The organism is Streptomyces sp. NBC_00554, from assembly GCF_041431135.1.
Classification (GTDB): domain Bacteria; phylum Actinomycetota; class Actinomycetes; order Streptomycetales; family Streptomycetaceae; genus Streptomyces.
The window spans coordinates 3,067,499-3,079,951 of record NZ_CP107799.1; the positions used below are offsets into that span (position 1 = coordinate 3,067,499).

The 12,453-nt window shown below is 65.1% G+C and carries 6 protein-coding genes; 3 read left to right on the top strand and 3 right to left on the bottom strand.

Translation table 11 applies throughout. The annotated features are described in order from the left end of the window. Positions 1-258: 258 nt before the first annotated feature. Together OG266_RS13195 and OG266_RS13200 are read left to right on the top strand one after the other, a co-directional pair. Complete coding sequence (locus OG266_RS13195) at positions 259-1,920, top strand: M4 family metallopeptidase (RefSeq protein WP_371545734.1); 1,662 nt, start codon at positions 259-261, stop codon at positions 1,918-1,920. A gap of 72 nt (positions 1,921-1,992) precedes the next feature. Next, on the top strand, positions 1,993-2,499 hold the full coding sequence (locus OG266_RS13200) for a DUF1990 family protein (RefSeq protein WP_371545736.1): 507 nt from the start codon (positions 1,993-1,995) through the stop codon (positions 2,497-2,499). Between the two features lie 44 nt (positions 2,500-2,543). On the opposite strand, the gene OG266_RS13205 is transcribed toward OG266_RS13200, so the two are convergent. Both OG266_RS13205 and OG266_RS13210 read right to left on the bottom strand, forming a co-directional pair. Then, positions 2,544-2,738 (bottom strand): DUF397 domain-containing protein, encoded by a 195-nt coding sequence (locus OG266_RS13205; protein WP_371545738.1) that lies wholly within the window; start codon positions 2,736-2,738, stop codon positions 2,544-2,546. A 9-nt stretch (positions 2,739-2,747) separates the two neighbouring features. Then, on the bottom strand, positions 2,748-3,617 hold the full coding sequence (locus OG266_RS13210) for a helix-turn-helix domain-containing protein (protein ID WP_371545740.1): 870 nt from the start codon (positions 3,615-3,617) through the stop codon (positions 2,748-2,750). 217 nt (positions 3,618-3,834) lie between these two features. On the opposite strand from OG266_RS13210, the gene OG266_RS13215 reads away from it, so the two are divergent. Next, positions 3,835-4,503: an ATP-binding protein gene (locus tag OG266_RS13215; RefSeq protein ID WP_371545741.1), complete on the top strand. Its 669-nt coding sequence runs from the start codon at positions 3,835-3,837 to the stop codon at positions 4,501-4,503. Between the two features lie 776 nt (positions 4,504-5,279). Here OG266_RS13215 and OG266_RS13220 read toward each other — a convergent pair. Further along, positions 5,280-12,326 (bottom strand): polymorphic toxin-type HINT domain-containing protein, encoded by a 7,047-nt coding sequence (locus tag OG266_RS13220; RefSeq protein ID WP_371545743.1) that lies wholly within the window; start codon positions 12,324-12,326, stop codon positions 5,280-5,282. Positions 12,327-12,453 lie beyond the last annotated feature (127 nt).

Here is a 12,453-nt window from a genome sequence, read left to right on the forward strand (position 1 = left end):
GGAGGTTCAACTCCCCGGGGCGGCGCCCTCTTTTGCCCGGCCAGGGGTTTGCTTTGACGTCTCCTTTACGAAGATCGAGTCCGCATTACGTACAGCGATCTTCACCCAACGGACGTTTTTCGGCCAAGATTTAATCGGCCTCCTGACATGTACGCGCCCCAGGTGTCACTCTTCCACCGCACGGCTCACCCGCACCGCAACTTCACCTTCCGTTCGGCCACCCCATGCCGTTCGGTCGCCCCCACGAAGGAGTTCGTTGTGACCCCCCTCTACGCGCGTCACAAGCGCACCACTCTGGCCATCGCCACCGCTGTCGCCGCCGGAGCCCTGCTCGCCACCGGTATGACCACCGGTGCCTCCGCCGAGGTCGCCGCGGCCCCCACCGCCAAGCCGACGCTTCCCGGCGCCCAGATCCAGCTGTCCGCGGCGGCACGCACCTCCCTGATCCAGGAGGCCGACGCCGCAACTCCCCAGACCGCCAAGGAGATAGGCCTCGGCGCCAAGGAGAAGCTCGTCGTCAGAGACGTCATCCAGGACGCGGACGGCACGCTCCACACGCGCTACGAGCGCACGTACGACGGACTCCCGGTCCTCGGCGGCGACCTGGTCGTCCACGAGACCGCGGCCGGCAAGACCGAGAGCGTCACCAAGGCGACGAAGGCGACCATCAAGGTGGCCTCCCTCACGCCCACCGTCACCTCCGCGAAGGCCGAGAAGCAGGCGCTGACCGCCGCCAAGGCCGCCGGCTCGGAGAAGACCGCGGCCGACGCGGCGCCCCGCAAGGTGATCTGGGCGGCGGACGGCACCCCCGTGCTCGCCTACGAGACGGTCGTCGGCGGCCTCCAGGACGACGGCACCCCGAACGAGCTGCACGTCATCACCGACGCGGCCACCGGCGCGAAGCTGTACGAGTACCAGGGCATCGAGACCGGCACCGGCAAGAGCCTGTACTCCGGCACGGTCACCCTCGGCACCACGCTGTCGGGCTCGACCTACCAGCTGACCGACACCTCGCGCGGCAGCCACAAGACGTACAACAAGTCGCACACCACCACCTCGTCCGCGGGCACCCTGTTCACCGACGCGGACGACACCTGGGGCACCGGCGCGGCCTCCAGCTCGACCACCGACCAGACCGCGGCCGTCGACGCCGCGTACGGCGCGCAGACGACCTGGGACTTCTACAAGAACACGTTCAACCGCAGCGGCATCAAGAACAACGGTGTCGCCGCGTACTCCCGAGTCCACTACGGCAACGCGTACGTCAACGCCTTCTGGGACGACAGCTGCTTCTGCATGACGTACGGCGACGGGTCCGGCAACGTCAAGCCGCTGACCTCGCTGGACGTGGCGGGCCACGAGATGACCCACGGTGTCACCTCCAACACCGCGGGCCTCAACTACAGCGGTGAGTCCGGCGGTCTGAACGAGGCCACCTCCGACATCTTCGGCACGGCGGTCGAGTTCTACGCGGCCAACTCCTCCGACGTCGGCGACTACCTCATCGGCGAGAAGATCAACATCAACGGCGACGGCACGCCGCTGCGCTACATGGACCAGCCGAGCAAGGACGGCGCGTCGGCCAACTACTGGTCCTCGACGCTGAAGAACCTGGACGTCCACTACTCGTCCGGCCCGGCCAACCACTTCTTCTACCTGCTGAGCGAGGGCAGCGGCGCGAAGACCATCAACGGGGTGAGCTACAACTCCCCGACGTCCAACGGCGCCACGATCACCGGCATCGGCCGGGCCAAGGCCAGCCAGATCTGGTACAAGGCGCTGACCGAGTACATGACGTCGACGACCACGTACGCGGGCGCCCGCACGGCGACCCTGAGCGCGACGGCCGCGCTGTACGGGTCCACCAGCACGGAGTACACGACCGTGGCGGCGACCTGGACCGCGATCAACGTGAGCTGACGCTCCGGCACCGGCTGACTGGGCGGTACCCGGCGGGAAGGCGACTCCGGGTACCGCCCTACGCTGTGCCCCATGCCCTACACGTACAAGGACGTGGGCGCGACCCGCGAGGACCGCTGCCCGCCGGGTTTCCACCGAATGCATGTCCGCACCAGGATCGGCGAGGGCGAAGCCGTCTTCCGCCGCGCCTCCGAGGCCCTCATGACCTGGGAGATGCACCGGGAGATGAGCGGCGTCAGCATCACCTCCGACGCCGACAAGGCGGCCCCCGGCGTCGACGTCATCGTCGGCCTCGGCCCCCTCAAGGCGCCCTGCCGCGTCGTCTGGACGGTCGAGGAGTACCGCCGCACCGCCTGGGCGTACGGCACCCTGACCGGCCACCCGGAATGCGGCGAGGAAGCCTTCGAGATCACCCGCACCGGCGACGGCACCGTCTGGCTCACCATCACCGCCTTCAGCCGCGGCGCCAAGTGGTACTCCCGCGCGGGCGGCCCGGCGACCCGGGGGCTCCAGCACGCGTACGCCCAGCGGTGCGGGAAGGTGCTGCGGCGCCTGTGCGCGCCGTTCGAGCCGGTGTGACGCACTCTCGGCCCGAACCGGCTGCGCCGCTGCCTCCGGAATCCCTAGCGGCGGCCGACGTGGGCGACGAACGCCCGCCAGGCTGCCGGAGGGACGGTGACGGCTCGTCGTCCCGTGTCTTTCGAGTCGCGGATCCCGACAGCGGGGCCGAGAACCGCGACCTCGATGCAGGCGTTGTTGCTGTCGCTGCTGTACGACGACTTGAACCAGTGCGCGCCGGACAACCGATGCTCATTCATGTTCAACACTCAGATCTCTCGGGCTAGTTGGTCCAGGAATCGGGGCGTCTCCTCCGGGGCGAGGGCACCCGCTCGCATGGCCTCGAACCTACGCGAGTACTTGAGCACCTCAAAAGGCTTGTCGATCACGGATACTGCACCGGAGGCATCGTCGGCCTGCACCACGGATGGAAAGCGGGTGCCGAACCCGAGCACTTGGAAGGGCCCGCGCCCGTATCGGTAGGAGACCGAGGCCATGGGGAAGATCTGCACGGTGATGTTGTCGCGCTCTGCGAGCTCACGGATCTCCCGATACTGATCCCGCATGACGTCAGAACTCCCCATCACACGCCGCAGGAAGGCTTCGTCAAGGATTGCCCACAGCTCGATAGGGCTCTCATCCCGGGTGACCTGCTCCTTGCGCTCCATACGCAGCGTGATGCCGCGCTCCACGTATTCCGTGGTCGTCTCCTCCACAACCTTGGCCCTCTCCAGCAGAGCCCTGGCGTAGGACTCGGATTGGAGCAGCCCGAGCACGAAGTTGGGCTCCCACGCCTGGATGGCCTTGGCGTCCGTCTCCAGCCCGATGTACGTAGCCATGCCGGATGGCAGAAACGTCCGGTACGTCGACCACCAACCCCGGCTGAGCGAGTCCCGGTGCAACTCCATGAGGAAGTCGACGTCGTCCGGGTCCTCCACGCCGTACCGGTCGAGCAGCGCTCGCAGGTCGCCGGACTTCGGGAGCCCGATGTCACCCTTCTCGACGCGTGAGAGCTTCGGCTGACTGAACCCCAGCCCGACCACAGCCTCCTCCATGGTGAATCCGGCACGTTCGCGCAACCTCCGGAGCTCGATGCCCAGTTGCAGCCGCCGTACTGTCGGCCCACGCTTCGCCGCCATCTGCCGCCCTCCCGACGGAAGTTACCCGCTTAGTAAGCGGATCTGCACCGAGTGTGACGTCCGGCGTCCGACGCGCGCAGTCGTTTGCATGAGTTACGGCATATACCAGTTATCTCAGCAGAGTGAAGTTCGACTGCATATTACGATCCACACGCCAGACGCTGGTTGGCACGCGGATCCGCTCTCCGCACGCCAACTACCGCGCCGGGAGCACAAGATGAACTACACAACCCCCTCCGTACGACCCACGCCCGTGGCCTTGTACGCCTGCATCCACGACGCGACCGACCCGGTCACCGTCATGCGATCCCTGTACGAGACGGCCACCGACCACGGCTGGAGGGTCGCAGCGTCCCTCTACGACTCGGGCCCCCTAACCCGCCCGCCGGCCCGACGTCTCGCCTGGCGCACTGTGACCGAACTCCTGGCTACACGAGACGTACTCGGGGTCGTCACGCCGGACAGCCATCACGTGGACCTCGCCACCCTCACCGCCCACGGCGCGTTCGCGGAATACCGCACGCTCACGCAGCCCGCCCGACACCACTACCGCACAACGCTCCCGGCAGACCCCGCTCTCGTACGGGAGGCCAGACACGCCCTCAGGGCACGCCTCGCAGAGTGGCACGTATCCGAAGACACGGCCCAGACTGCCGAGTTGATCCTCAGCGAGCTGGTCACCAACGCAGTCATCCACACAATCGGCCCAGACATCACGGTCGAGGTCTCGCACTCCAGGTATGACGAAGTACGCGTCGCCGTAACGGACCACTCCCCCCACCCGCCCCACTGCTGCTGCTTCCCACCCCGCACGCGACGAACACGGCCGCGGCCTGCCTTTGATCGAGGCACTGGCAACAAGCTGGGGAACGACTCCCGCACGTGACGGCACGGGGAAAATGGTGTGGGCCCGAATCCCGGCGCCCAGTTGATCAGCCGAAACGCCGCAGATCGCGGCGCGATCCTTCCGGGTTCGATGAAGCACCCCCGCGCCGCCAGAATTGCCGCCACCAGGACGGTCCACACGCTCCGGGGATGGGATGGTCTTCAGCGGCGAGTTCGCCCAATGAGGGATTCGCCCTCGGCAACACGATTCGCCCGAGAGGCCACTTTCGGATAAATACTGCCGTCAGACACCCCAGAAGCCCCACCGGAATATAGTCCGGCGGGACTTCTGTCATTCACAGCGGCGTTTCTGAACATCCGCCAAGACTAGCAAATCTGTATCTTCCGGATCAATCCAAAGGAATTCTTCGCGCAGTTGCTCAAGGACTACTCCAAACAACTCTTTGCTCCACAGATACGCCTGGAGTATCGACCGGGACAGCCCCGCCAAGCAAAGCGCTTGCCCTCTTGCACAGCACGAGCCCAGTGCTTCTTCTGGACCGAAGAGCAAGAGCAAGACTCCGCTCACCCCAGCTATTGGGGAGCCCGGAAAGTTCAAGAATCTCGCGAGTTTCCCCCTCGCTGGCAATAGCGATTTCTATCGACTCATGCCGGGTAGCCAATTTAATGGCACTCACTCCCTCGAAGAGCAGATCCAGGCAAATGCTATCCACCTCGTCGGGAACTGCCCTTAGCAGCAGCTGGGAGTGGCCGATCCCATATCGCCACACCCTGAACGTACGTTCGGAACTGAACGTAATCGAGCCACCAGGCGTCTCATTTGAACGGGTTGTCAACGACGCTCCCTCCTCGATACCAAGTGATCCGACTCCACGTGTCTGGTGACTGGCTAACCCTATGCAGTTCCCAGTTCGTCAGACCTTCAAATCCGCTTGGATCGACAGATTTACCGGCGGCTGCGGATGCAACCGGATCATCAATCCCGTCCAAATTGAACGAGATCCTAGTTCTGGAGCCCGAAGACAGGAAAGTGTCCAACTTCTTGTGCCAAGCACCATTTCCCGGCCACTCACTGTATGTAACGCCGCCAGTCTCCATGCCAAATTCGTCGAGCGCCATCGGATTTCCATCCACCTCCTGCAAACCGAGTGCAATATGGTCACAGGAAGAGTTGTGAACCAGAACTGGGGTGGTCCCGGCGAGCACATAGTACGTGTGCAGGCCTTCGACCGTGAGGTTGTAGGTACGTGCACGCTGGGTGAATGGCCTGTTCTCCGTGACGATGACGGTGCTGCCGTCGTCGGTGAGGAGGGTCATGCCGGCTTCGAAGTGCTGGGCCTCAGTCCAGCGCTTCTCGGACGGGGACCAGAAGGGGTGTTCATACGTCGCCGTCAGATGTTCAACGCCCTCCTCCGCCGCGATGGAGAGCTCGTTGAAGTGCTTGTCGCTGTCGGTGACAATGAGCCGAGTGACCGCCCGAGGACCGGTGTCTCCGGTTTCAGGGTCTGTTGCCAGTACCTTGTCGCCCGGCTTGACGTCCTCGATGTCTTTGGTTGTCCGGTCGGCCATGAGGACGTCGGTTCCTGGCAGGAAGCACATGCAGTCTTTCAAAAGCTGCCGGACGCTGGTACCCGTCGCCGAGGCTCCCACGGCGGCTCCCCTTGCCGCTATCCTCCCCCAGCCCCAACCGACAAGTGCCAGGACGTCGGTGACGATTGCCTCAATGCAATCACCTTTCCCCGTGAGACAGTTGATGTTCGCCGTCACACCAAATGGATCGGGTCCGAGTTCAAGAAGGCCTGCATTTGCTGCCGTGGCGCAGAATGCTCCGTATTTGGTGTCTGAAGGGCTGGAGCTCCCGCACAGGCCGACTGCCCATGTGTGCAGCGCCTCGTCATAGGTGTCGCCAGGAAAGAGCATCCCCCTGGCGATGAGTTCCTCTTCGGTGGGGACAGGAACGCCATTGACAATGAGAGGGTCACCGTCGCCGCCGCCAGTGGATGTGCCGTTGCTGCCACTGGAGCTTGCGCTGTTGCTGCCACTGACCTTCTTGCCGTCATGGTCGTAGCATCCCTGGGTGGTGCAGCCGGGCCCGTTCCCTTGCGCCGGAGCCCAGGCGCTGTCGGGGTTGTCCACACTGCAGCCGTCGCAGTAAAGACCGGTGGGGTCGCTGCTAGTGGTGGGATTGTTCCCGGCGTAGCTGTAGCCGTTCAGAGATTGGTGCTGCTCCGGTGTGAGCAGCGGGTCGACACTGATGAACTGACCGGTGGAGGGGTCGTATTCGCGGGCTGCGATGTGTGTCAGTCCGGTGCCGGAGTCCGCCGACATTCCTAGGAAGCCCTTATCGTCCGGCCAGACGCCGGTCGTCTGGCCACGGCTTGTTCCGAACGGTGTGGTGTAGCGCTTGGTGAGAGCCTGAGTGGAGTCACTGGTAACGGCGATGGAACTGGTGCCGTGGTGGTCGGCGGCGAGGAAGCTCAGTTTCTCGGTGCCGGACTCGTTGGTGCGCAGGGCGATGGTGGCACCGGCCGCCGTGTAGTAGCGGTTGGCCCATGTCTTGCCGGTCTTGAGGTGGACCTCGGTAGAGCCGAGGTACAGCACGGTCTCACCATTGGTGGCGTTGTCGCGGCGGATGAGGAGTTCGCCGTTGGCGTCGTAGACGAAGTTGGTGGCGGTTGCCGCTGTGTCGTCGGTGACGCGGGTGAGGCTGCTCTCCGCGTTCCAGGCGAGGGTCTGGGTGGTGGTGGAGCCGGCCTTCTTGACACGCTTCTTCGTGTTGCCGGTGTTGTCGTACTGGTACTGGGGCGTGAGCCCGGTGCAGTTGCCAGTGGTTGTGGTGGCGGTCAGGGCGTGCGTGCGTGCGGCGTCGTAGCAGGAGGTCGTGGTGACGGGTGTTCCGGTGTTCTGCTTCTCGGTCTTGCGCTGGCCGGAGGCAGTGTAGGTGTAGCTCGTCCAGTAGGGCGCGGGGCCGCCGAGGTTGGCCGTGGTGCGGCCAGAGGCGGCACAGTCCGTGGTCTTCGGGGTCCAGGCCTCGGTGAGACGGCGGTAGGCGTCGTAGGTGAAGCACTGGTTGTCGGTGCCGGTACCGATATTCGCGCTGTCGGTTATGGCCGTGACGTTGCCGGCCTGGTCGTATCTGTAGGTGAGGTCCTGGATCGGGCCGCGCGTCTGGTCGTCGACGGCTGCCCCGGTCAGACGGCCAGTGCCCTTCTCGTAGAAGTTGGTGAGAAAGACCCTCTTGGTGCCTTCGGCCGTTGAGGTACCGAGCTGCAGTTGGCCCACCTGGCCGAGCGCTGAGTAGCTGGTGGCAAGCAGGTAGCCGGAGGCGCCGGAGAGTTCGTTGTTCAGGCCCGAGCTGTTGTAGCGGTACTCGAGGGTCTCCGCAGCCAGGCCTCCGGCGGCGGGTTCCTTGTTGGTGTTGACCGTGCCGTCGAGCCGGTACGTCGTCTCGAAGATCGTGGTGGGCGCGATCGCTTTCGAGGTGACGAGCGGGTCGTCGTCAGGCAGGGTCAGAGTCGTGGCAGTGGCTCGGTTCAGGCTGTCGTAGGTGGTGACCTGCTGGGTGTAGGCCTTGGCGGGCGGGGTCGCGCCGTTCTCGTAGCGGATGGAGGCGGTGGGCAGGCCCTTGAGGACGGTGTCGTACGTCCAGGCAGTGAGCTGGTTCGCCTCGGTGCGACTGGTCTGCCACAAGCCGGTCTTGCGGCCGAGCTCGTCGTAGCCGTACAGGAGGACCCGGTTCTCGCTGTCCTTCGTGGTGTCGACCTGGTCGAGTTCCGTGTAGGTGGTGTTCGTGGTGCCTGTGTCAGGATCGATCGCCTTGACCTCCCGGCCGAACAGGTCGTACTCGTAAGTCCACTTGGTGTCGTCCGGGGCGGTGATGGTGCTCGGCATGCCGTCGCGGGTGTAGGTGTTGCGGACCCGCGTGTAGGGGGTGGTGGAGGAGGAGCCGTACTCGGTGTCGTTGGGCTGGGTTCCCGCGTAGGTGCGGGTCTCCGCGGTGCGGCCGAGGGCGTCGACGATGGTGCGCGTGGCGTTGCCGCCCTCGACGGCCGTGGTGGCGACCGAATCACCGGTGTAAGTCGCGGTGGTGCTCCACTTCTTCACCCCGTCGATGAGCAGGGTCGACGTTGTGGCACGGCCGACGCCATCGAACTGCGTCCCTGTCTGAGTCGCCCCGCCGTAAGGCACCTGGGTGTAGGTGCTTTTGGGGGCGGTGGTGTTGTCGTAGACGTCCGTGTATGCCTCATAGGCCAGGCCGCGACTGTCGTAGCGGGTGTCAGTCAGAATCCGTCCACCCTGTGGGGAGGAAACCTGGGTCTGAATCGGGCGCAGCTGCGAGTCATACAGGGCATAGGCGGTTTCGTAACTGGTGCCGTCCGCCTTGAGCGTCGCGGCGGAGGCCCACGGAGCCTTGTCACGCACGAGACCGTAGGCGTACTTGGCGCTGGGGCTGTCACCTGCGGACTTGGAGCGGTTGGGCAGCCAGGTGGCAGTGATGCGGCCAAGTGCGTCGTAGGAGTTTTCGGACCGCTTGACGTTGGCATCGAGGACATAGTTGACCGTGCCGCGGGCCGGGTCGTAGACCGTGGTCGTCTGGTGGGCTTGGTTGTTGGAGGACAGCCTCGGGTTGGTGGAGACCTTTGTGGCCAGCGGGCCGGCAGCGGCTGGGTAGTAGGCAGTGGTTGTGGTGCGGCCCTTGGCGTCAGTAACGGTGAGCAGTCGGCCGAGCTTCGCGGTGGCGGTGTCGTACGTGGTTTTGGCGACGGTCTGCCATCCGGCGGCGGCGGAGGGGTTGCGGTCGGCGGTACCAGAGGCGGCCGGGTAGGCCTTGGCACGGCCAGTCCAAGTCGGCAGGCCCAGGGTCGGGGTCTGGTCCGGGCTCCACCCGGTGGTGGAGGCGTTGTCGTATACGACGGCGGTGTCGCCCAGAACGTCGCCACGGCTGCCCGAGGAGGTAGGCAGGTTCACGGTGTCGTCGGTATTGGCACAGGGCTTGGCGACCGTGCGGGTGCGGGAGACGAGCGCGGTGAGGCCCTTGGCATCGTTGCGCGCGTACCAGGTACGCGCGCAGGTCTCATCCCCGGTCACCGACCAGTCGCCGTGGTTCTCGACGGATGTGGTCATGCCGTACGTGCTGTCGTACGTGTTGGAGACCGCAGTGACACGCCACTTCTTGGCGACAGCGAGGTAGGTCTGGCTGTAGGTGCGGGCGGTCTGCAGGAAGTACGCCTTGATGCTGGCGTAAGACTTCTGCTGACTGGCCGTCTGCTGGGCCCACGTGTTGTTGACAGTGTTGGAGATCGCGGTGGCCCCGTCGTAGGTGATCTCCTGCCGGACGAATCCCGCGTAGTGGTCGTGATCCGTCCAGTCGGCGACATCGAGATCATCCAGCGTCGTCGCTGGATCGTTGCCCGCGACGTTGTCGAGGTCAATGCCCTTCACGACTGCGGTCCGGGTCGTGCCGTCCTTGCGCTTGTCGCCGTTCAACCCTTGCATGAACAGCTTGACGTTCTTGGAGCGCGTGGTTCCGAGGTCGCCCGTGTAGGTGGTGACCATCTGGTAGCCGCGCCAGATCGACCAGGTGCGCTCGCTTTCCTTGGTGAAGGGGTCGTCGTTGTAGTGCCAGCCGGGAGCTGAGTACTCGTAGGACAGCTGAGTGCCCGGATTACCGGCGCCGGGGTCATTGGTGGTGATCGCGGTGACGCGGTACTTGTGGAACCAGTCCAGCTGCGGGTCGCCACCGTTGACAGGCCAGTAGACCGGATAGCAGGACAGGCTGTTGCTGTCCTCGGCGGCGGGCATGTTATTGCCACGCACGCACTCCGGTTCGGAGAAGGTGACGGAAGTGATCGCGCCGGTCTCCGAGATGACGGACTCGATGCGAGGCCGAGTCAGAGCCACGATGTCGTCACCGGTGGAGTCGACCCGGTTGGGGCGCTGCTGATAGGTGAAGTCGATCGGGGGCACCGTGATGGCCGTGCCGTTCTTGCCGGTACGGGTCAAGGACTTCAGGACCAGGACCTGGTCGGAACTGTTGCCGATGTCCTGCCCATCGAAGAACTCCTGGGCCAGTGCGTAGGAGTCGACCGGTATGAAGGCGTCCGGCTCGGCGGCCCGCGACCAGAAGTAGGTGTCGATGCCCGTCAGGCGCTTACGGGTGAAGAAGGCCGGACCGATGGCCTTGCAATCGGCCTCGCTGGCCGCACAGATGGTGTCGAAGGGGACGTCGGGCCAGTTGTCAGCCGTGTCCTCGGTCAGGGACGAGCAGTCGGAGGCGGTGCAGCGCTCCTTGTAGGCGAAGGTGACCTTGTCGGAGGCGGGAGCAGTGAACAGCGTGTCACTGCGCTGGCCGTAACGGATCTCCTCCAGATAACCGCCGCGCGTGTATGAGGCCAAGGCCGTCTTGTCACCATTCTTGGCGTAGCTGTTGCTCTCCTTCGCATACCAGTAGGTGGAAGCATTGCCGTGGACGTCCTCGACCAGGTCGAGACTCCACCGCCACGCCTGTGTCTCCGCACGATCCTTGAACTCACTGCCCGAGCTGTAGCCGGGCTCACCGCTGTCGTCGCCGAAAACCGGCACCGTCCACACCGAGTTTGTACGCTCACTCCCGGCACCCGGAAGCTTGTTCAGACCGAATGTGTAGGCGGTGCCGTCGCTGGTCACGATCTTCCAGTGCTCGCCATTGGCGTCACCGTTGTCCGCGCTGGTGAGCTGGGTGACCTTGGAAGCGTCGTCGTCCTTGAGGTGCCAGACACCTGTGGTGTCGTCCTTGACCAGTTCGGTTGCCTTGCCGTTAAGCACCAGTGAGGCGTTGTCATACTTCCAGCACAGGTCGAACTTGTCGGTCTGGCCGTCGTCCTCGCACGAGCCGTACTTGCGCTCGATGTACGACGAGGTCAGGTCAAAGCCCTCACCGACGAGGGAGCCCTGGTTGTTGGTGTTCGCGGCACGCCCGTCGATGCTGCCGGAGTTGTAGGACAGCGCCAGCGAGGGGGCCGGACCCGCTGCCGCGGGAGGCGCGGTGATCGGGTAGGACCAGCTGAACGCCCCGGATGAACTGCCGGCCTGCCAGGATGCGGACGCCCCCAGCGGCGTCGCCTTGAAGTCGCCGAAGCCTGCAGTGGAAGTCGTGGCCGAGGTGGCCATCAACGCCATGACCGTTGGTACGTCGTCCGAGGTTCCCGCGACGCTGGTGCGGGCGGTGACGGTCTGGCTGCGCAGATCATTGTCCGACGCCGCGACCCCGGTGCTACGGCACTGATCCTTCTGGGGCGTCGTGAGGGCGCATGCCGGCAGAGTGACTAGCCCCAGACGAGAGGACCAGTTTCCGCCGACAGCGGAGGCAAAAGAGCCGTAGTCGACGGCGACTTGGGCAGCTCCAGGGCGGTCCGCCGTGACCGTGAAGAGGACGCCGGTCACACCCGCGCGGCGGGCGGCCTGCTGGTCCAGGACAGTGACTTTCGCCTTGCCCGAGGCCACCGACCGTGCCTGGCGCGACGTGCTGCTGACCTTCACCGCCTCCACCGTGACGAGCGCCTTGTCGTCCGGCGCAAGGGCCAGATCCCTCGTGGATACGGACCCGTTCGGCCACGCTGCCCGGCGTTCCACCCGGGCCGATTCCACCAGCTTTTGGTTGGCTTCCTTCTGCTTGGCCACCTTGGCCCGGGCCGCCTTGGCCTGCGGTGAGGTGACCTCCAGTACCTTGGAGGGTTTGACGCCGGGCACCTCGGGGCGCCCCGGCAGCTCTGCCGCCGACGCCAGAGGTGTGAGCGAAGCCGGAACGGACAGCACCACCGCAAGGAGCACAGTCAGCGCGGCCCGTCGACCACGTGGGCGGGACGGAAACAGGCGAAGGGACACGGGAGAGCTCTCCAGAGGGTGAAGGGCAGCCGGTGTGCGGCAGGAAACTTGGAAGATGAGGTGTGTCGGCAGAGGGGCTCGTCCTGTGCCCGCCCGCTCTGTGATGGGCGAGCGGGCACAGGACGAG